Source organism: Clostridium sp. (assembly GCF_051278035.1).
Taxonomy (GTDB): Bacteria; Bacillota; Clostridia; order Clostridiales; family Clostridiaceae; genus Clostridium_AD.
On sequence record NZ_JBNMNU010000077.1, the window covers coordinates 1 to 19,782 of the forward strand.

Genomic DNA, 19,782 nt, shown 5'->3' on the forward strand with positions numbered 1-19,782 from the left:
ATCTACATCAAGGCAGAATGAAGGCAGTGGTATAGGGCTTGCATTAGTAAAGTCGCTTGTAGAAATGCATGAGGGTAAAATTTCTGTAAATAGTGTAGAGGAAATGGGAAGTGAATTTATTATTAACTTGCCAGTTATTAAGGTTGATAAGGAGCAAGAAGAAAAAAGTTTTAAAAACAGAGAGGTATTTGAAACAAACTATGAAGAAAATCTATCAATAGAATTCTCAGATATATATAAATAGAATAATGATAAGATAAGTAAAAAACCATTAGAAAATCGATATCAATTTTCTAATGGTTTTTATTTTAAAGTGGTGATAAATTTATAATTTACTAATATAGGATTTCATTTCGTCGAGTGACATGCCGCCAACTTTACTTGAAACAATATTACCTTCTGTATCAATAAAGAAGGAGGTTGGAATACCTTTAATATTATATTGATTACTTATATTTTGATCTGAATCCAACAAAACTGTAAAGTTGTATTTATTGTCATTAAGAAAAGAGGTTACGTCACTTTTGATTTCGCCAACATTTACAGCAAGTATTACTAAATCAGTATCATTAGTTTCATTATATAGTTTTTCAATATCAGGCATTTCGGCTTTGCAAGGGGGACACCAACTTGCCCAAAAATTTAGAAATACTTTTTTGCCTTTATAGTCACTAAGAGATACATCTTTGCCGTTTAGATCTTTTAGTTTAAAATCTAAAGCTGGTTTTTTATCAGAAGTAGCATTTTCATTTGTGGAATACACATCTGGAGTTATATTATTTACCTTTGATTTCTCCTCTTTAGCTATAATTAAATCATTTGCTTTGTTTTTATTGTAATTAGTTACAGTATAAATACTTATGCCAAATAATAAGACAACAAGTAATGGTAAAATAAGTTTTTTCATTATTATCCTCCAATCAATTAAAAATTAAAAAAATTTAGATAGTTGCTCAATTTAGTTACTTTATCAGTAAAAATAAGAATACCCATTGTTACTAACAGTATGCCACTTATATAAGATATTATAGGAAGGTATTTGAAAATTGTATTTTTGTGTTTTGTAAAGCTACCTATAGCAACTGCAGTTAATATAAATGGAACAGCTAGACCTAATGAATATATATAGAGCAAAAGGATACCTTTGCCTATAGTATCAAAACTACTGGCGTACATTAGGATAGATGATAAGATGGGTCCAATACAGGGAGTCCAACCTGCAGCAAAAGCCATTCCCATAAGAATAGGACCAAACTTACCGCTAGCTTTATTAAAGGAGAAAAATCTTTTTTCTCTATAAAGTAGTTTAATTTTTAATAAACCCATTGTATGAAAACCAAATACTATCATTAAAACTCCGCTGATTTTTCTAAAGATATTTTGATTATCGGTAAATAGCTTTCCAACTGTGGTTATAGAAGCTCCCATTATAACAAATATAATGGAAAAACCAATCACAAATCCAAAAGATTTAGATAAGATAATAAGCTTAGCTTTTTTATTATCTAACTCATTAATGGCGGTGCCAGTTAAGTAACTAATATACGCAGGTACTAGTGGTAATACACAGGGGGATAAAAAAGATAGTAAACCTGCCGAAAATGCTAGTATAAAAGAAATATTGTCCAAAGTACGCAACGCCTCCTAAGATTGTAATGATATTTTTATTTTATATTAGTGTTTACTATATCACAATACCATGATATAATGATATAGTAAAATACAATAACAATTATTATGAAATAATCATTATGGAAATAGTTAATAGAAAAATAAAATAATCTATTTGCACAAATCTAGTGAATAGTGTATAATGATGTATTGATGTAAATAGATAAATATATTTATGTCTCATATTGAAGGGAAAGGTTGATATAATGATTTTTAAAAGACTTGTGCTTGAGGATAAGAATATATTAGAAAATTTTATAAACCCATATAAATTTTTAAGTTGCGAATATTCTTTTACAACTTTATATATATGGAGAGAAGCTTGTGATACTTGCTATACTATTCATAAAGATGTATTAATAATAAAGAAAAAAGATTTTGAAGGGAAATACTACTTTATGCAACCGCTAGGTTATAGTAAAGAAAATCTTAAGGAATTAATAGAAGCACTAATGGATTATAAGACAGAACACAATATGGATTATTTGTTTAAAGATCTTGATGAAGAATTCATGGAAGAAATAAAGCAAATATATGATGATGTTAGGTGTATTTGTATAAAAGAAGATAGAGATAATTTTGATTATTTGTATGAAGCTGAAAAGCTTATAAAGTTATCAGGTAAGAAGCTCCATGGGAAAAAGAATCATTATAATTCATTTATAAAAAATTATAATTATGAGGTTAAAGACATTAAAAATGAAGAGGTAATAAAAGACGTTATAGTAGCTGCAGAAAAGTGGTATGAGGGTAATAACGATGATTATATGCTTTTTTATGAACTACAAGGAATAAAAGATCTTGTGAAAAACTTGGATATTATGAATACTGTGGGCATAGCTGTTTACGTAGATAATAAAATAGTAGCTTTTAGTTTAGGTGAAAAATTAAACAAGGATTTAGCCGTAATTCATATAGAAAAAGGAGATATGGGTTATAGTGGTGTTTACAGCTTTATCAACAAAACTTTTATTGACAGGTGTTTTAGTGATGTTAAGATAATTAATAGAGAACAAGATTTAGGAATTGATGGACTTAGGAAATCTAAATTATCATATCATCCTTTGAAATTAGAAAAAAAGTATATTTTTAGTTTTAATAAACTTTGTAATGTTACATCATAAAAGACAGACTAGCTGGCCTAGTCTATTTTTTTTAAGTAACTTAGGTAATATATAAATAAAGCTAGAGGGAAGTGATATAATGAAAAATCTTTTGATTGGAGAAAAAGTAAAGCTTACTTCTATTAATGAAGAAGATATTTTGGAAATTCAAAAGTGGCATAACGATGTAGCATTTATGCGGTATTATGATATCGTAAGTGCAATTCCTAAAGATAATGAAGATGTAAAAGAGATAATTAGTGAAATAAGAAAATCTAGTACATCTTATATTTTTGCTATTAAAAACCGCGAACATAAAGAACTTGTTGGAGTTACAGGATTTGAAAATATATCTTGGAATAATGGGACTGCCCTAATATATATAGGGATTGGAGATGAGGAAAATAGGGGGCTGGGATATGCAAAAGAAGCTCTTAGACTTACTATAGACTTTGGCTTTGAGGAACTGAATTTGCATAGAATAGAGCTTACTGTGCTTGAATACAATGAACCTGCTATAAAATTATATGAGAGATTAGGCTTCAAAAGAGAAGGGGTATATAGAGAATTTATACATAGAGATGGCAAGCGGTATGATATGTATTTATATGGAATATTGAGGCCGGAGTGGGATGGAATGCAAGTAAGATAAACATAAGAACACAGCAGATTATAATCTGCTGTGTTCTTATGTTTAATACGTTTTAAATAATTTAAACTACCTAGTTTTTATTTTTAGTTGCTTGCTGGTTTGCAGCCTGTACGCCAGCGTTTCCGTTATTCTTATATCCATTTTCGGAATTTCTACTATCTTGGATAGCAGAAATGGTGCTTTCCTTCTTTGCTGCAATTCCACTAGCCATGGAACTTCCTTCATCAGGGCCAATACCTTTGCTACCCGGAATAAAGTTTTGATTTTTAGCTACAATACTTTTATTTTGGCTCATGAAAACAACCCCTTTATTAATTCTATTTTAATATGTTGCCCGTAATATAAATTGCTTATGCTAAAACATATTGTAAAGTAATATTTATAAAAAATATTGATTTGTTAAGTAAAGAATGGGTATAATAGTATTATTAAGTAGGATAAATTTTTAATCGAAGTTATTTAACTTGGCTATTTTAGTTAATCTTTATTATTATGGTTGTTATAATCGGAAAAGTCTTCTGAAATGTCATTATTATTAATGCTCAGTATGTTTGGAGTGTCAGGCATGAAAATATTAGACATATTAGACGTGTTAGACATGCTAGACAAATCATCGTTTAAAATATCAGCTTCATCCCATTCATCTTCCAAGATATTTGTGCCATCTAAATTCTTATCGTTCATAGAGAACCACCTTTCAAAATTTTATTTGATAATATAATACCCATTAAATATTTTATTTATACAAAAGAGCAAATTAGCAATTATTTTAAATTTCATTACTTGCATTCATATTGACACCAATAAACGGATAAGTTATTGTTATATAAATGGCACCTGCCACGTGGGTGGTACCTATATTTTTTCAGGGGGCGATTATTTTGAAAGGTAAAGTTTTTTTAGGAATCATCTTTATATTAATTGGTGTTAGTGCATTATTACAACAATTAGGGTTTTGGAGTTTGGGTAATATAATATCAACATGGTGGCCACTTATACTCATAGGGGCTGGAATAAATCAGCTAAGCGGAAAACCCGTTTCTAAAACCTCAGGAATAGTATTAATAGTACTTGGTGGACTATTTCAAATGCGAAAACTTGATATTATTACTGTTAGTCTAGCAAGATTTTTTTGGCCAGGCATAATTATAGCTATTGGGGTATCAATGTTAGTTCCAAGAAATTCAGCTAAAAAAAACTATGAATTTAGTAAAGTAGAAATTGACGAGGACATGGTGGATAATTTAGCACTTTTTTCAGGCGTAAAAACTAGAAATGTATCTAAGAATTTTAGAGGTGGTAGTCTTGTTGCTATTTTTGGTGGCATTGATTTGGATCTAAGAGATGCTCTTCTTTTAAATAACGGTGCAAGAATAGATGTAACATCTACTTTTGGCGGAGTGAATATAATAGTGCCGCCAGACTGGAAAATTGTAGTGAAAGGTGTTCCTATTTTTGGAGGGTGGTCCAATAAAACTAGAGGCAAAAATTATGATAATCCAGATGCACCAGTTTTAACTTTGCATTGTTTTGTAGCTTTTGGTGGAGTAGATATAAAAAACAAAGATAGGTATAATTAAGTAATGAATAAAGGTTCGGCAAGTAGTATGCCGAACCTTTATTCATACAATTACTTAGAGGAGGACGTTTTAATCTAAAGGTCAACTTTTTTATCTAATAAATAAGCGCCGGAGATAAAAAATAAAGCGAAAGTGCATACTCCTAGAATGCGGTTTGCAATGTTAATTTCTACTAAGGAAAGAATATCTTTTTGATTTACACCCATTGTTGTAGAACCTATAAGATTGGTAAGATTTATAGTTTGGGGGAATAATATTTTTATTTTTGTCTGGATCCAACCTAAAAGGAAGAGGAGTAGTATAAAGGCTGCAAATGAACCTATCTTACCTATTTTTTTATTTCTAAAGGCTACTTTACCTGTAATCATGCAAAAGTATATAAAAGTTAGAAAAGAAACAAGTATCCAAATATATTCAATTATGATCATTCCGTAAATTTTGAAGTATTTAGAAAATTCCAGTGATACACCTTCTCCTATAAGTAAATAATTACAAAGCAAAGATAGTAAAATTACAATAGTAATTTGTATTAATGAAGTTATTAGCCTAGACAGTATTATAAAAGCACCAGACTGTGGTAACGTAAACAGAAGGTAACCAGAGTCGTTATGCAAATATTTACTCATAATATTTAGTGAAAATATAAAAATTACAATTATAGCTATAAAAGCTAAGATGAGTGATAAGCCTCCTATTACGTCTGCGCCCCAAGCGTTTTTTCTTGTTAATAGTAGTAGATTAGCAACTATAATAGTTATGCAAATACCAATTATATTAAATAGGTTTGCTCTTAATTCATATTTTACAAGCTTAAGCATTATTTAAATACCTCCCTATATAATTCATCAATAGACTTATTTCTACTTGTTCTCAATTCTTCTGCATTTCCCTTAAGAACAATCTCACCCTCAGAAATGAAAGCAACTTCGTCAAAAACTCTTTCGATATCATTCACTAAATGAGTGGTAATAATCATTGCGCTATCCTCACTAAAGCTGCTAATTATTGAATCTAATATTTTTTCGCGAGCTACAGGATCTACACCGCCAAGTGGTTCATCTAGTACATATAGTTTTGCTTTTCGTGAAAGTACCAATGTAAGTTTTAGTTTTTCTTTCATTCCCTTTGAAAGACTTTTAACACTACTGTTCGCATCAAGTTTCATAAATTCTAGTAATTCATAGGCTCTTTTTTCATCAAAATCATTGTAGAAATCCTTAAAATATTTAATGGCATCTTTTATTTTCATCCATTTTAGAAGATATTCATTATCAGGTAAATAGGAAACAATAGCTTTGGTATAAACCCCAGGAATGTGACCATCTATTAAAACTTTACCAGAAGATGGATTAAGAATGCCTGCAATTATTTTTAAAAAGGTGGTTTTTCCACTTCCATTAGGCCCTAAAAGACCGAGAACACTACCAGGCTTAACATTTAAAGTCACTTCGTTTAATGCTTTGTTTTTGAAATATGACTTGGATAAACTTTCTATTTCTAATATATTATCCATTATTTTTACCCTCCTTAATTTTTAAATTAATAGTACTAATTATTTCATTTTCATTAAAGTCTAAACTCTTCATTTGAGATATGAAAGAATCGACGATTTTCTGTGCCATTTCCATTTTTAATTCTTTAACCATAGTAATATCATCTGATACAAATGTACCCATTCCCCTTTGTGTATAAACTATTTCTAATCTCTCTAATTCCTGATAGGCTCTTTGAAGAGTATTTGGATTAACCTTTAAATTAGTAGACATTTCACGAACGGAGGGCAGTTTGTCTCCGCATTTTAATTTGCATGTCACAATGTCCTTTTTTATGAGGTCCATAATTTGAAGATATATAGGCATTCTATCATCAAAGTTTATGTCCATAAATTCACCTCTTTCACTATTGTATCTGTGTTGTAGTGTATTAATCAAATAGTACACTAGTTGTATGGTACTGTCAATAAGTTTTTTTCTTTTAACATTAAATATTTCAAAAAGAATAAGGACACACTTTTGCATATCCTTATCCTTATTACTATTCAATTTGTTTATTTTTAAGGCTTTTGTTCATAAAATCATCTAGTAACATCTTAACTAAGGCTATAGCCGGAATTCCAAGTAACATTCCCCAAATTCCGAAAAGTCCTCCGCCGAGAACCAGCCCAAATATGATGAGTATTGGACTAAGACCAACCTTATCGCCAATAATTTTTGGCGATATGAACCATCCATCTATATTACTTAAGGTTACAATGAATAGAATTAACTCTACAGATTTCATTGGACTAAAGAATAGTGTTATTATAACAGCAGGAATCATGCCTATAATATTTCCAAAGTAAGGAATCATATTTGATACACCGATAAACAAACTAAAAGGTAGGGGATAGGGTACTTTTAATATCAAAAATCCTATGAAAGTCATACAACCAAAAATAATAGATGTAATAATTTTCCCTACAAAATATTTGCTTACAGTAGTATGAACTATTTTTCCAAAATCAACTAGCACGATAGCATGGGATTCACTTAAAATAGCATAAATAAATTTTTTTAAATTATAAATAATAGATTCTTTGTCTGCTAAAAAATAAATTGAAATTACGATGCCAGACATTAATTTAATAAAGAAAGAACTTAAAATCATTATTTTATCAATTATAATTTGTAAACCTGGGGCAAAATATGTAGATATATCACTATTGAAATTATTGAGGTAATTTTTTAAATGAGTGCTAATATCGAAGTTATTTAATAATTCGTTTTTAGATAGAAAACTAATAGATAAATTATATGCTTTATTTGCAAATATTGGAATATTAGCAAATAAGTCTAAACCACTTTTAATGATGCTAGGAGTAATCAAAGTTACTATTAAAATAATTATACCTATAAGAACAGTATAAATTATACTTATGTTATAAAATCTTTTTATTTTCGTTCGATTTTCAATATAAACCATAAGTGGATTAAGTAGGTATGCAATAACGAAACCCCAAATAAAAAAACTAAGTAAAGAAGAAGTTTTATGTACTATTGATCCTATATTTTCAATGTTATTCACTAGTCTAAAAAGAAGAAAAGTGATTAAAATCGTAGGTATAAATTTTATATACGGTATTTTTTTATATTCGACCAATTTGATTCCCCCAATATATATTTATTTATAATTATAGCAGTTTAAAGGAATTATTTGAAGAGTTTTATTATAGTTTAAGTAATTAGTGTGGTAGAATATAAATGCTGTTTGTTAATAAGTGATAATATGTGTTAATATGTGATATAATACTATTATGTTTTAAATACTAATGTTACCTTTTGAATAATGATGCTATTTTTTATTAAAAAAAACTAATAGATATGATATAAGAATCTAATATATATATTTACGATGTGAGCACAGATGGCTATATAGTTTAGGTTATCTTTTAATGTTTATAATTATACATATTAACTTTTATGGTTGTGTTGATTAAAAATAATAAAATTAATTTCAAGTTTAAAGTAAAACTACTAATTAGTATTGGTAACATGTGTATGAAAAAAATAAACGAATGGCTTAATAAGCCTAGAGGAGAGAATTAATATGAATCCAACAACTTTAGATGCATTTGAAAGAATTCTAACAAAGAAAAAATTTAACGAAGAAGGTTTTATTGCAGGTGTAATTTATGGAGATAAAATTAAAGAACCAATATCTGTTAAAATCGAGGTAGAACCACTAATAAGAATCCTTAAAAAACATGGTTCTAATGCGAAAGTATGGGTTAAATACGGAGAAGAAAAAAAATTTGGATTTGTTAAAGAAATTCAAAGACACCCTGTATCAGCAAATATTACCCATATAGACTTACAAATCGTTTCACTTGAGCATGAAGTTAAATTGCAATTGCCTATTACTTTTAAGGGTGAAGAAAATCTTATAGATAATTTACTTGAGTTAAAGGTTTATAAAACTGAAATAGATGTTTTTGGAACAATGGCTGTAATGCCAGATTATGTAACTGTTGATGTAGCAGATAAAAAATTCGGAGATTCAGTAACAATAAAAGATTTTGTTTTAGATGGAAAAATTAAAGTTACAGATGAAGAAGATGAAGTTTACGCAGCTGTAGTAGCAAAGAAAGAACAAGCTGAAGAAGTTATTGATGAACCTGTAGTTGAAGCTTAAGAAAAGCAAATGACATAGAAAAGCAAATTTAAAAGTATCTAGTCTCAACTTTGAGACTAGATACTTTTTAGTTATTAGATATTTTCCATTTGGCAACATATTCTTCTAAAATTTCTCGAATTACTTTTCCGATTGTAGAATAAGATTCATTATTTAAATTGGCAAGAGATATTCTAATAGACCATTCAGGGCCATGAAAGCCATTTCCACTGAGTAGTACTATAGAAGATTGCTCTGCTAATTTTAAAAGGATATCCACAGGTTTATAATTTTCCTTTAAATAATTCATGAAATCATCATTGTAATTATTTTTAGCCCACTCTAATAAATCGAATTGAGTATAATAGGAAGCATCATACGGGTCATTCTTTAACTGTATTCCTAAATTGTCACATAATAGTTTTTTACGTTGTCTACAAATTTGTTTTGTCAGTTTTTTATACCTATCATCTTCATCAATTAATGCAAACAATGAGAAAAATGCCATTTGAACTTGTTGTGGAGTTGATAAGCCAGCGGTGTGATTTAAAGCTACTTGACGGCTATCTGCAACAATCCTATCAATGAAAGGAATTTCATCCGGATTTATAGAAAGTGCACCATATCGTATTCTTGCTCTTTCTTTTTTTTCTTCATCCTGTTCTTTTAGCAATTTATCAAATACATTTTCTTCATGTAGCGCAATAGTTCCAAGTCGCCACCCTGTTACACCAAAATATTTTGAAAATGAATAAACTCCTATTGTATTATAAGGTAAGTCTGCCATTAAGGAGTGAAAGTCATCTACAAAAGTACCATATACATCATCTGAAATAATCATCAAATTAGGATTGTTTATATTTACAATTTCTTTTAGCAGATAAACGGTCTCTATATTCATTGCAACAGATGGTGGATTGCTTGGATTAACTATAAACAGTGCTTTTATAGATGTATCCTGAAGCTTCTCTATTTCTTCTAATGGGTACTGCCAAGTATGTGTACCGTCTTCAGAAAGTTCGCTTGCTAATATATCAACTACTTCAAAATCATACCTGGGTAAATGAGGAATTTCAAGGTATGGTGTGAAAATCGGTGACATAAGTGCAATCTTATCACCCTTTGATAAAATGTTATTTGCAATTAGGGAATCAAATATATAGCACATTCCTGCTGTGGCACCTTCAACAGCAAATAAATTGAATTTTTGTACAAGAGGTTTATTGTAACATAATTCTTTAATAAGATAATCGTTGACTACGCTTTCAATATGTCCAAGCATTTTATCAGGCTGAGGATAATTGTCACCAATAATTCCATCTACTAGTTCATGCACCCACGCATCTGCATCAAAACCTTTTACTGTTATACCATAATTAATCATTTTGTTAAGAAGTTCTATACCAGGAGAATCACGGTGATTTTTCGCAAAGCCCATAAAATTCCTAAAAATACCTTGTTTTTTTGGCATGCCAGCTAAATCATTATCATTCCACTCTTTTCTAGATTCTTCTACAGCAAAATGGCCGAAGGTAAAGAAAGAGTCCCTAGGAGTAGCTGCAATCCAGTTTGGATTACCGCGGCCTGCATCCAGTAAAGATTGTGTACTATTCTTATTGGATTCTTCTGCAAGGCTTATTAACTTGTCTTTAAGTTCAAAGGGACTGACCTTACCATATATATTTTCAATTTCTTTACGTTCAGAATTATAAATTTTCATTATATTGCACCTTTCCTATTTTAAATGTCTTATTCTTAGTACAATAATCATTATATTATTAGGACTAAAATAATAAAAGATAGTTAAATAACTAAAAAACAATTGGAATTATGTATAAAGTAAATAGGGCAGGATTATCCTACCCTAAAAATTATTATTTACTGTTACCTTTATTTGCTTCTGATTGTTTATTTAATTTCTTTGTTTCTTCTAAAGCAGAATCATTAGTGCTGCTAGACATACCATACGAATTAGAAACGCTAGACATACCAGATGCATAAGGAGCACTACCAGTACTACTAGTCATTCCAGCATTTGTTGCACCTGCATTAGCTTTCGATTGTTCATTTAATTTTTTTGTTTCTTCTAAAGGAGCACCACTGGTACTACTAGTCATTCCAGCATTTGATTTAGCATTAGAACTTGCACCTGCATTAGCTCTTGATTGTTCATTTAATTTTTTTGTTTCTTCTAAAGGAGCACCACTTGTACTGCTAGTCATTCCAGCATTTGATTTAGCACTAGAACTTGCACCTGCATTGGCTCTCGATTGTTCATTTAATTTTTTTGTTTCTTCTACACTGTTATTATTCATAAGAAATCTCCTCCTAATATATAATTTATACTTCATGTATCTAGTACATTTTCTAGTTTACCCATTTTTGCTTTTAATATAGATGAAAAGATTGGGATATTTGTATTTGATTAAAAATTCTCGAAAATCCTATTGCTAATATTATTTATAAAAATTTTATTAAAAGTGATTTAATGTCTATATAGGTTAAGGAGGATTAACAGTGGGTATAAAATTAAAGGCTAAAAGTACAATTTTTTTAATAGCTACCATCTTTTTGCTGGGAGTATTTTCGGGCTGTAGCAATAAAAGCAATAATGTAGCTACAACTGAATCCTTAAAAAAGAGCATTAACAATATAACCCCAGAAGAGGCTAAGAAGAGGCTTGATAGTGAAAATGAAATTATAGTTTTAGATGTAAGAACAAAGGAAGAATATGAAGCTGGTCACATAGAAAAGTCTATACTAATGCCTGTAGATACTCTTGCGGAGGAGGCAGAGAAAAACCTTGTGGATAAGGAGGCAATTATATTCACATATTGCAGAAGCGGAAGCAGAAGTCTTGCTGCAGATAATATATTAGTGGAGCAAGGATATAAAAATGTATATAATTTAGGAGGAATAGCTGACTGGCCATATGAGGTTGTAAAGTAACTTTTGGAAAGGATATTTATTATGAATAAAAAATGGGTAAATAACTTGTACATATTAACTATACTATTTTTCGCGCTTGGATTTTTTAATATTATTTTTTGCATGGCTTGGTTTTGCATGCATGATTGTTCCATTTATATTATTAGCAAAGAACGGTAAGAAGACATGGTGTCAAAATTATTGTCCAAGAGCAAATTTGTTTACAGTATTATTTAAAAATAAGTCTTTGAAAATCGCACCTAAATGGCTGACAAAAGGCGATGCAAAAGAATATTTATTAATTTATTTTGGTTTTAATTTATTTCTACTATTTATGTCAACAATAATGGTTTTTAATGGTAGAATAGAACCAATGGAAAAAGTGAGATTTATGATTGCATTTCAACTTCCATGGAATATGCCTCAGTTATTAAATATAAGTTTTATACCAAATTGGGCAGTACACTTATCCTTTAGGGTTTATTCTATGATGTTTACTAGTACTGTTATAGGGATGATTCTTGCTTTTAAGTATAGTCCTAGAACCTGGTGTACCATATGCCCTGTAAATACAATATCAGATATGGTCATTAGTAAAAAAAATAAGAAACAGAGGAAGGGATTAAATGCATAAATTTAATATAAAGAATATAGAAAAATTAGATAATCCAGAAAGAAGAAGGACAATGCCTCCGGAAGAAACACTTTTGAAATTTAAAATTGAGGATAATGGTGCACTATTAGATGTGGGGTGTGGTATAGGTTATTTTACTGAACCAGCTTCAAAACTTCTTATAAATAATAAAGTTATAGGACTAGATATAGTTCCAGAGATTTTAGATTTTGCAAGGGAAAAAGCAGTAGGAATTAATAATATAGAATTTATAACAAGCGAAGAATATTATTTTCCAGTAAAAGATAATAGCTTTAAATATGTACTTATAAGCAATGTTATTCACGAGGTTTTAGACAAAGCAAGATACTTTAATGAAGTTAAAAGAGTACTAAAAGATGATGGTTATTTTTTAATAATAGACTGGGATAAAAAAGAAATGGATATGGGACCGTCTATTAACGAGAGAATTTCTATAGAAGAAATGATGGAATTGTGTAGTAAATCAGGATTTAGAACAATTGAAAGTGTAAATGTATCTCCTAATCATTATGGCTTAAGACTCGAAAAACAATAAATATAAATTGTGATTAAAACTATGTTATGTTATTATAATATCATAAACCAAAAAAGAATAACCAAGCACAGGGGAGTTGGATGAGCCAACTGAGATTAAGAACTGTAATTCTTTAACCCTAATAACCTGAACTGGATAATGCCAGCGTAGGAAGTTGTTTAAGGGCGTATTATATATGTATATTTTTATATAGCATGGTAATTTAAACACAAATCCTATGGGTTTGTGTTTTTTTGCGTTATTTTTTAAATAATATAAAAGGGGAATAATAAATGAAAAAAGTTTTAACTATAGCAGGTTCAGACAGCTGTGGAGGAGCAGGCATACAAGCTGATTTAAAAAGCTTTAGTGCAAATGGGGTATATGGAATGAGTGTTATAACAGCTATAACGGCACAGAATACCATGGGAGTTTTTGAAGCTCGAGACTTAGACGAGGTAATTATTAAGGCACAAATAGATGCCATTTTTACAGATATAGTTGTAGATGCGGTTAAAATCGGTATGGTATCTAGCATTTCAACTATTGATGCAATAAGTGAGAAATTAAAACTATACAAGCCGAGTATTATAGCACTTGATCCTGTAATGATTTCTAAAAGTGGTTATTCACTTCTAAAACCAGAATCAAAATCAGCATTGATTAAAAAATTAATTCCGCTAGCATCACTTATTACGCCAAACGTACCAGAGGCTGAGGAAATTTTACTCGAAGTAAATTCTGATATTGCGCACATTGAAACAGTGGAGCATATGGAAAGTGCAGCAAAGGAAATGTACAAGCTAGGATGTGGAAATGTGCTTTTAAAGGGTGGGCATATGACGGGAGAAGCAGTGGATGTGTTTTATGACGGAGCTTTAATTACACATTTTTCATCAGATAGAATACATACAAAAAACACTCATGGAACGGGATGCACTCTATCTTCTGCCATAACTGCAAATTTGGCACTTGGTCTTAGCATGAAGGATGCAATAAAAAATGCAAAACAGTATATAACAATTGCAATAAAGCATTCATTGGACATTGGGCACGGTGTTGGACCTACCAATCACTTTTATGAATTATATAAGAAAGCAGGGATAGCAAATGATTAAAGATAATGAAAAGCTAGGTTTTTGGACTTTTGTATTTTTATGGTTTGGAGCTGCGGTATCCATTGCTGAAATTATGACGGGAGGTCTAATTGCACCATTAGGATTTAAAATAGGGTTAATAGTGATTTTACTCGGTCACCTAATTGGCACGGGAATATTGATTCTAGGAGGAATTATTGGTACTAGAGAAAAAGTGCCATCGATAACATCCACAAGTATTTCTTTTGGAGTATATGGTTCTTATTTATTTTCATTATTAAATATACTTCAGCTAATTGGTTGGACAGCAGTTATGATACAATCTGCTGCTAGTTCTGTAAACGCAATAACTCAGAGCTTATGGAATTTTAACAATGTTTTAGTATGTACTATGTTTATAGGGATACTTACAATGTTGTGGCTTTATTTTGGAAAGGCAGGTATGAAAAAATTAAATATTACAGCAGTATCTTTGCTTTTTATACTTACTTTGGTGTTAGGGACAATTATCTTAAAGGAAAAAACATTACTAACAAAAGCAAGCAATGATGGCATGTCATTTGGAGGAGCACTGGAGCTCAGTATAATTATGCCTCTTTCTTGGCTACCTTTAATTGCAGATTATACTAGATTTGCAAAAAGCGAAAAAGTTGGAGCCTATGGAAGCTTTATAGGTTATTTTTTAGGAAGTTCATGGATGTATATTATAGGACTAGGGGCTGCTATTATTTCTAATAATGCAGAACCATCAGCTATGATGCTAGCTGCAAATTTAGGAATTACAGCTTTAGGAATAGTAATACTTTCCACGGTAACTACTACATTTTTAGATGTGTATTCAGCGGGAGTCTCTTTTTTAAATATTATGCCAAAGTTCGGTGAAAAAAGAGTCGGGATTATTATGACAGTTATTGGAACGTTAGCTGCAATAATGCTCCCTATAGAAAATTATCAGAGCTTTTTATATGCCATAGGTTCAGTATTTGCACCATTATTTGCAATTTTAATTACTGATTATTTTATAATTAAGAAAAATACAAAACTTAATCCTAGTGTACTTGTAAACTTTGGTGCGGTTATTGTATGGATTATAGGGATAGTAACTTACTATAGCTTTATAAAACTTGATTCAATACTAGGAGCTACGGTACCAGTTATGATTATTACAGGATTTATATATATAATAAGTTGGAGGGTGACGTCGAAATGGAAACTAATAAAAAAATAATAGAATTATTAAATAATGTGAAGGTTAAAAATCCTTTAGTACATCATATAACTAACTATGTCACGGTTAATGATTGTGCAAATATTACACTTGCTATAGGGGGGGCACCTGTTATGGCGGAAGATATTAATGAGGTTTGTGATATGGTAGGACTCGCCTCAGCACTTGTTATAAACATAGGGACATTAAACATCACAACTGTAAAATCTATGATTACTGCAGGGAAAAGAGCAAATGAACTAAATATTCCTGTTATCCTCGATCCTGTTGGAGCAGGGGCTACATCTTATAGAACAGAAACTGCTATAAAGATTATTAATGAAGTGAAACTTGCGGTTATTAGAGGGAATTTATCTGAAATAAAAACACTTTCTGGTATTGAAACGAAAACAAAAGGTGTGGATGCCTGCGTGAATGTTTCTTATAATGGTAACGAACTTATGCGAGAAAAGGAAATGGCAGTTGGTTTAGCAAGTAAACTCAATACTGTGGTGGCAATAACCGGGGAAGTTGACATTATTACAGATGGTAAAACTCTTTTCGCATCGTCAAATGGACATAAAATAATGTCTAAGGTTACAGGTACAGGATGCATGTGTACATCACTTATAGGATCTTATTTGGGAGCAGGAGAGAATAATTTAATAGCAGCACTCGCAGGGATTGTTTCTATGGGTATTGCAGGAGAAATAGCTTATGAAGGTTTAGATAAAAGTACAGATGGTACCGGAACATTAAAAGTTAAAATACTAGATGCTATTTATAATTTATCTAATGATGAAATAATGAAAAGGGGTAAGATAGATGAAGAAAAACATAGATTATAGCCTTTATCTTGTTACTGATAGAGATGTGGTAATGGATACAGATATATACACTGGAGTTTTGGAAGCAATAAAAGGCGGGGTTACAGTAGTTCAACTTAGAGAAAAGAGAATAGGCACACTTGAATTTTATAATATTGCAGTAAAAATTAAAAGCATAACTGATAAGTATAAAATACCATTAATAATAAACGACAGAATTGACATTGCGCTTGCTATAGGTTGTGATGGTGTACATCTTGGGCAAAATGATATGCCTGCGGCTATTGCAAGAAGTATTATTGGAAATAACAAAATAATAGGTGTGTCGGCGTCTACATTAGAAGAGGCTCAAAAAGCAGAAAAGGATGGGGCAGATTATGTGGGAGTTGGAGCAATGTTCCCCACAACGACTAAGGATGATGCAAAAGCGGTTACAGTGCTTTGCTTAAAAGAAATAAAAGAGGGGATTTCTATTCCAGTAGTTGCTATTGGTGGAATTAATGAAAAAAACGTAGAGCTATTATTAACCGCAAATATCGATGGAATAGCTGTAGTTTCAGCTATTCTATCTAAAAAAAATGCTAAGACGGCTGCAGAAAAACTATTTATATTAGCAAATTAGCCATGCGTTAGCATATATTAGGTACCTTTTTATTTCATGTAGAACTTTTTAAAATTATTTTATAAAACCACTTTAAAAAGTATTTAGGAAGTGGTATACTACAAATATAAAATAATTAGGGGGTCGTAATATGAATGAATTTTTCAGTGACATAAAAAAAGTAGAATATGAAGGTAAGGATTCTAAAAATCCTTTAGCCTATAAACATTATAACGCGGATGAGATTATTGATGGAAAGACAATGAAAGAGCATTTACGTTTTGCAGTAGCTTATTGGCACACTTTCACAGCTGGTGGAAATGATCCATTCGGAATGCCAACTATGCAAAGAAGCTGGGATGATTTGAGTGGAATGGAACTTGCAAAAGCTAGAATCCATGCTAATTTTGAATTTGCAGAAAAATTAGGAATAGGTTACTTTTGTTTTCATGATAGAGATATTGCACCAGAAGGCGCAGACCTTACAGAAACTAATAATAATCTAGATGTAATCGTTTCACTTGCAAAAGAGCTTTCAGAAAAAACTGGAATAAAACTTTTATGGGGAACTGCAAATCTGTTTAGTAATCCTAGATTTGTTCATGGAGCAGCATCCTCATCAAATGCAGATGTTTTTGCATATGCAGCGGCTCAAACTAAAAAAGCTTTAGAAGTAACAAAATTAATGGGCGGACAGAATTATGTCTTCTGGGGCGGACGAGAAGGTTATGAAACACTGTTAAATACTGATATGGGCCTTGAACAAGATAACCTTGCTAGATTTTTCCATATGGCAGTAGATTATGCAAAAGAAATCGGATTTACTGGACAATTTTTAATTGAGCCTAAGCCAATGGAACCAACAAAACACCAATATGATTACGATGTAGCTTCAGTACTTGGTTTTTTAAGAAAATATGATCTAGATAAACATTTTAAAATGAACATAGAAGCGAACCATGCTACTTTAGCTGGACATACTTTTGAACATGAACTTCATTTAGCAAGAGTAAATGGTGTTCTTGGAAGTGTAGATGCAAACCAAGGAGATGCACAGCTTGGATGGGACACAGATCAATTCCCTACAGATATTCGGACAGCAACACTTGCAATGTACGAAATCATAAAGAATGGTGGACTCCATAGCGGTGGACTTAACTTTGATGCAAAAACAAGAAGAGCTTCATTTGAAGCAATAGATTTGTTTTATTCCCACATCGCTGGAATGGATACATTTGCAAAAGGATTTAAAGTAGCTCGTAAATTATTAGCAAGTGGAGAACTAGAGGATTTTATAGAGGATAGGTATTCAAGCTTTAGCGAGGGTATAGGAAAAGATATATTAGAAGGCAAGGTTGGATTTAATGAACTAGAAAAGTATGCATTAGATAACAAAACTTTAGCAAATAAGTCCGGTCATCAAGAGATGCTTGAAGCACTATTAAACAGATATATTTTAGATTAGGACTAATTTACATATAGAGACAAACAAGATGTCTCTATATGTAATAAAAATAAACAGAATATTATAAATAATTAATTTCGAGGGGGAATAAAAATGAAAAAGATTTTATCCGTTCTAATGGTAGTATCAATGGTATTTGGACTAACCGCGTGTGGTTCATCAACACCTAAAGAAAATACGGAAACTAATGGTAAAATAGCAGGTATAGCAATGCCTGAAAAAACATTACAAAGATGGATTAATGATGGAAATAATATGGTTGAATCATTAGAGGCATTAGGATATGAAACTGATTTACAATATGCTGACAATAATGTGCCTAATCAAATAAATCAAATTGAGAATATGATTACTAAAGGTGCAGACGTTTTAGTAATTGCTGCAGTCGATGGAACAGCATTAACTGATGTACTAAAGCAAGCTCATGATGCTGATATTCCGGTTATATCATATGATCGTTTAATTACAAAAACTGCTTTCGTAGATTACTATGCAACCTTTGATAATTTCAAAGTTGGTGTTCTTCAAGCAGGAGCTATTGAAGAATCACTCGGATTAAAAGATGGCAAAGGTCCATTTAACATTGAATTATTTGCGGGTTCACCAGATGATAATAATGCAAAATTCTTTTTTAATGGAGCAATGTCAATTTTACAACCATATATTACTTCAGGTAAATTAGTTGTAAAAAGTGGACAAACAGATTACGCTCAGGTTGGTACTTTAAGATGGGACGGAGCTACTGCTCAGGCAAGAATGGATAATATATTAAGCGCAAACTATACAACAGAAAAGGTTGATGCAGTATTATCACCAAACGATAGTGTTGCTATTGGTATTATATCATCCTTAAAAGGTGTTGGATATGGATCAGCATCACAACCTATGCCAATAACCACAGGTCAAGATTGTGAAGTTGCATCTGTTAAATCTATAATTGCAGGAGAACAGACATCTTCGATATTTAAAGATACAAGAGTACTAGCTGCTAAAGCTGCTGAAATGGCAGACGCTGTTTTGGCCGGTGAAACACCAGTAGTTAATGACACAGAGACTTATGATACTGGATCTAAAATAGTTCCTTCATTCCTTTGTGATCCAGTTGTTGTTGATAAAACAAATTACAAAGAAATGTTACTTGAAAGTGGATATTACACAGAAGAGGATCTTAAATAATAAATTAGAAGTCTAAAAGTTAAATTTAGTGGTGGTGTTAAAGCCATCACTAAATTTTTAACTAAATGTAAGGAGTTGAATGTCGCATGTCTGACACTATTCTTGAAATGAAAAATATAACTAAGATTTTCCCAGGCGTTAAAGCTCTTGACGATGT

At 30.9% G+C, this 19,782-nt stretch carries 24 protein-coding genes and 1 riboswitch; of the genes, 14 read left to right on the forward strand and 10 right to left on the reverse strand.

Annotated elements, in window-relative coordinates:
- On the forward strand, nt 1–244 hold a 244-nt coding region (locus ACJAX4_RS12545; RefSeq protein WP_435789797.1), incomplete at its 5' end, for an ATP-binding protein.
- Between the two features lie 81 nt (nt 245–325).
- Here the strand turns inward: ACJAX4_RS12545 and ACJAX4_RS12550 are convergent.
- Together ACJAX4_RS12550 and ACJAX4_RS12555 are read right to left on the reverse strand one after the other, a co-directional pair.
- A complete protein-coding gene (locus ACJAX4_RS12550; protein ID WP_435789798.1) occupies nt 326–907 on the reverse strand; it encodes a TlpA family protein disulfide reductase in 582 nt (193 codons plus the stop codon).
- A gap of 17 nt (nt 908–924) precedes the next feature.
- Complete coding sequence (locus tag ACJAX4_RS12555) at nt 925–1,629, reverse strand: cytochrome c biogenesis CcdA family protein (protein ID WP_435789799.1); 705 nt, start codon at nt 1,627–1,629, stop codon at nt 925–927.
- Between the two features lie 248 nt (nt 1,630–1,877).
- Between ACJAX4_RS12555 and ACJAX4_RS12560 the strand changes: the two genes are divergently transcribed.
- Both ACJAX4_RS12560 and ACJAX4_RS12565 read left to right on the forward strand, forming a co-directional pair.
- Nucleotides 1,878–2,795, forward strand: a complete 918-nt coding sequence (locus tag ACJAX4_RS12560) for a DUF2156 domain-containing protein (RefSeq protein WP_435789800.1) — start codon at nt 1,878–1,880, stop codon at nt 2,793–2,795.
- A gap of 79 nt (nt 2,796–2,874) precedes the next feature.
- Nucleotides 2,875–3,426, forward strand: coding sequence for a GNAT family N-acetyltransferase (locus ACJAX4_RS12565; RefSeq protein ID WP_435789801.1), 552 nt, complete (start codon nt 2,875–2,877; stop codon nt 3,424–3,426).
- Between the two features lie 70 nt (nt 3,427–3,496).
- On the opposite strand, the gene ACJAX4_RS12570 is transcribed toward ACJAX4_RS12565, so the two are convergent.
- Both ACJAX4_RS12570 and ACJAX4_RS12575 read right to left on the reverse strand, forming a co-directional pair.
- Nucleotides 3,497–3,721 carry a hypothetical protein gene (locus ACJAX4_RS12570; RefSeq protein WP_435789802.1) on the reverse strand — a complete coding sequence of 75 codons (225 nt, stop codon included), beginning with the start codon at nt 3,719–3,721 and terminating at the stop codon, nt 3,497–3,499.
- 182 nt (nt 3,722–3,903) lie between these two features.
- Nucleotides 3,904–4,110, reverse strand: coding sequence for a hypothetical protein (locus ACJAX4_RS12575; protein WP_435789803.1), 207 nt, complete (start codon nt 4,108–4,110; stop codon nt 3,904–3,906).
- 197 nt (nt 4,111–4,307) lie between these two features.
- On the opposite strand from ACJAX4_RS12575, the gene ACJAX4_RS12580 reads away from it, so the two are divergent.
- A complete protein-coding gene (locus ACJAX4_RS12580) occupies nt 4,308–5,006 on the forward strand; it encodes a LiaF transmembrane domain-containing protein (RefSeq protein ID WP_435789804.1) in 699 nt (232 codons plus the stop codon).
- 74 nt (nt 5,007–5,080) lie between these two features.
- Here the strand turns inward: ACJAX4_RS12580 and ACJAX4_RS12585 are convergent, their stop codons facing one another.
- From ACJAX4_RS12585 to ACJAX4_RS12600, 4 genes are all read right to left on the reverse strand, one after another.
- Entirely contained in the window at nt 5,081–5,824 is a 744-nt protein-coding gene (locus ACJAX4_RS12585) for a hypothetical protein (RefSeq protein WP_435789805.1), read from the reverse strand.
- Nucleotides 5,824–6,519: an ABC transporter ATP-binding protein gene (locus ACJAX4_RS12590; protein WP_435789806.1), complete on the reverse strand. Its 696-nt coding sequence runs from the start codon at nt 6,517–6,519 to the stop codon at nt 5,824–5,826. Before ACJAX4_RS12590 ends, ACJAX4_RS12585 begins: the two co-directional genes overlap by 1 nt.
- Nucleotides 6,512–6,889, reverse strand: a complete 378-nt coding sequence (locus tag ACJAX4_RS12595; RefSeq protein ID WP_435789807.1) for a GntR family transcriptional regulator — start codon at nt 6,887–6,889, stop codon at nt 6,512–6,514. Before ACJAX4_RS12595 ends, ACJAX4_RS12590 begins: the two co-directional genes overlap by 8 nt.
- Before the next feature lie 151 nt (nt 6,890–7,040).
- The gene (locus ACJAX4_RS12600; protein ID WP_435789808.1) at nt 7,041–8,144 is read right to left on the reverse strand and encodes an AI-2E family transporter; all 1,104 of its coding nucleotides are present in this window, start codon (nt 8,142–8,144) and stop codon (nt 7,041–7,043) included.
- A gap of 447 nt (nt 8,145–8,591) precedes the next feature.
- On the opposite strand from ACJAX4_RS12600, the gene ACJAX4_RS12605 reads away from it, so the two are divergent.
- Nucleotides 8,592–9,176 carry a 50S ribosomal protein L25 gene (locus tag ACJAX4_RS12605; protein WP_435789809.1) on the forward strand — a complete coding sequence of 195 codons (585 nt, stop codon included), beginning with the start codon at nt 8,592–8,594 and terminating at the stop codon, nt 9,174–9,176.
- Between the two features lie 67 nt (nt 9,177–9,243).
- Here the strand turns inward: ACJAX4_RS12605 and aspD are convergent, their stop codons facing one another.
- A complete protein-coding gene (aspD, locus tag ACJAX4_RS12610) occupies nt 9,244–10,875 on the reverse strand; it encodes an aspartate 4-decarboxylase (RefSeq protein ID WP_435789810.1) in 1,632 nt (543 codons plus the stop codon).
- Nucleotides 10,876–11,029: 154 nt separating this feature from the next.
- Entirely contained in the window at nt 11,030–11,470 is a 441-nt protein-coding gene (locus ACJAX4_RS12615; RefSeq protein ID WP_435789811.1) for a hypothetical protein, read from the reverse strand.
- Between the two features lie 202 nt (nt 11,471–11,672).
- Between ACJAX4_RS12615 and ACJAX4_RS12620 the strand changes: the two genes are divergently transcribed.
- The 9 genes from ACJAX4_RS12620 (at nt 11,673) to chvE (ending at nt 19,625) form a co-directional block, all read left to right on the forward strand.
- On the forward strand, nt 11,673–12,104 hold the full coding sequence (locus ACJAX4_RS12620) for a rhodanese-like domain-containing protein (RefSeq protein WP_435789812.1): 432 nt from the start codon (nt 11,673–11,675) through the stop codon (nt 12,102–12,104).
- Nucleotides 12,105–12,180: 76 nt separating this feature from the next.
- Complete coding sequence (locus tag ACJAX4_RS12625) at nt 12,181–12,717, forward strand: 4Fe-4S binding protein (RefSeq protein ID WP_435789813.1); 537 nt, start codon at nt 12,181–12,183, stop codon at nt 12,715–12,717.
- Nucleotides 12,710–13,273, forward strand: coding sequence for a class I SAM-dependent methyltransferase (locus ACJAX4_RS12630; RefSeq protein ID WP_435789814.1), 564 nt, complete (start codon nt 12,710–12,712; stop codon nt 13,271–13,273). Before ACJAX4_RS12625 ends, ACJAX4_RS12630 begins: the two co-directional genes overlap by 8 nt.
- Before the next feature lie 59 nt (nt 13,274–13,332).
- Nucleotides 13,333–13,444, forward strand: a riboswitch (TPP riboswitch).
- Nucleotides 13,445–13,545: 101 nt separating this feature from the next.
- A complete protein-coding gene (gene thiD / locus ACJAX4_RS12635; protein ID WP_435789815.1) occupies nt 13,546–14,370 on the forward strand; it encodes a bifunctional hydroxymethylpyrimidine kinase/phosphomethylpyrimidine kinase in 825 nt (274 codons plus the stop codon).
- Nucleotides 14,363–15,577 carry a putative hydroxymethylpyrimidine transporter CytX gene (gene cytX / locus ACJAX4_RS12640; protein WP_435789816.1) on the forward strand — a complete coding sequence of 405 codons (1,215 nt, stop codon included), beginning with the start codon at nt 14,363–14,365 and terminating at the stop codon, nt 15,575–15,577. The genes thiD and cytX overlap by 8 nt, the downstream gene beginning before the upstream one ends.
- Nucleotides 15,556–16,404, forward strand: a complete 849-nt coding sequence (gene thiM, locus ACJAX4_RS12645; protein ID WP_435789817.1) for a hydroxyethylthiazole kinase — start codon at nt 15,556–15,558, stop codon at nt 16,402–16,404. Before cytX ends, thiM begins: the two co-directional genes overlap by 22 nt.
- Entirely contained in the window at nt 16,382–17,005 is a 624-nt protein-coding gene (gene thiE / locus ACJAX4_RS12650) for a thiamine phosphate synthase (protein WP_435789818.1), read from the forward strand. The genes thiM and thiE overlap by 23 nt, the downstream gene beginning before the upstream one ends.
- A 130-nt stretch (nt 17,006–17,135) precedes the next feature.
- The gene (gene xylA, locus ACJAX4_RS12655) at nt 17,136–18,449 is read left to right on the forward strand and encodes a xylose isomerase (protein ID WP_435789819.1); all 1,314 of its coding nucleotides are present in this window, start codon (nt 17,136–17,138) and stop codon (nt 18,447–18,449) included.
- Between the two features lie 93 nt (nt 18,450–18,542).
- A complete protein-coding gene (gene chvE, locus ACJAX4_RS12660) occupies nt 18,543–19,625 on the forward strand; it encodes a multiple monosaccharide ABC transporter substrate-binding protein (protein ID WP_435789820.1) in 1,083 nt (360 codons plus the stop codon).
- Nucleotides 19,626–19,782 lie beyond the last annotated feature (157 nt).

Coding starts and splice junctions, on each gene's coding strand:
- ACJAX4_RS12550 (WP_435789798.1), bottom strand. CDS start 907: ATGAAAAAACTTATTTTACCATTACTTGTTGTCTTATTATTTGGCATA.
- ACJAX4_RS12560 (WP_435789800.1), top strand. CDS start 1,878: ATGATTTTTAAAAGACTTGTGCTTGAGGATAAGAATATATTAGAAAAT.
- ACJAX4_RS12565 (WP_435789801.1), top strand. CDS start 2,875: ATGAAAAATCTTTTGATTGGAGAAAAAGTAAAGCTTACTTCTATTAAT.
- ACJAX4_RS12570 (WP_435789802.1), bottom strand. CDS start 3,721: ATGAGCCAAAATAAAAGTATTGTAGCTAAAAATCAAAACTTTATTCCG.
- ACJAX4_RS12575 (WP_435789803.1), bottom strand. CDS start 4,110: ATGAACGATAAGAATTTAGATGGCACAAATATCTTGGAAGATGAATGG.
- ACJAX4_RS12585 (WP_435789805.1), bottom strand. CDS start 5,824: ATGCTTAAGCTTGTAAAATATGAATTAAGAGCAAACCTATTTAATATA.
- ACJAX4_RS12590 (WP_435789806.1), bottom strand. CDS start 6,519: ATGGATAATATATTAGAAATAGAAAGTTTATCCAAGTCATATTTCAAA.
- ACJAX4_RS12595 (WP_435789807.1), bottom strand. CDS start 6,889: ATGGACATAAACTTTGATGATAGAATGCCTATATATCTTCAAATTATG.
- ACJAX4_RS12605 (WP_435789809.1), top strand. CDS start 8,592: ATGAATCCAACAACTTTAGATGCATTTGAAAGAATTCTAACAAAGAAA.
- aspD (WP_435789810.1), bottom strand. CDS start 10,875: ATGAAAATTTATAATTCTGAACGTAAAGAAATTGAAAATATATATGGT.
- ACJAX4_RS12615 (WP_435789811.1), bottom strand. CDS start 11,470: ATGAATAATAACAGTGTAGAAGAAACAAAAAAATTAAATGAACAATCG.
- ACJAX4_RS12630 (WP_435789814.1), top strand. CDS start 12,710: ATGCATAAATTTAATATAAAGAATATAGAAAAATTAGATAATCCAGAA.
- thiD (WP_435789815.1), top strand. CDS start 13,546: ATGAAAAAAGTTTTAACTATAGCAGGTTCAGACAGCTGTGGAGGAGCA.
- cytX (WP_435789816.1), top strand. CDS start 14,363: ATGATTAAAGATAATGAAAAGCTAGGTTTTTGGACTTTTGTATTTTTA.
- thiM (WP_435789817.1), top strand. CDS start 15,556: ATGGAAACTAATAAAAAAATAATAGAATTATTAAATAATGTGAAGGTT.
- thiE (WP_435789818.1), top strand. CDS start 16,382: ATGAAGAAAAACATAGATTATAGCCTTTATCTTGTTACTGATAGAGAT.
- xylA (WP_435789819.1), top strand. CDS start 17,136: ATGAATGAATTTTTCAGTGACATAAAAAAAGTAGAATATGAAGGTAAG.
- chvE (WP_435789820.1), top strand. CDS start 18,543: ATGAAAAAGATTTTATCCGTTCTAATGGTAGTATCAATGGTATTTGGA.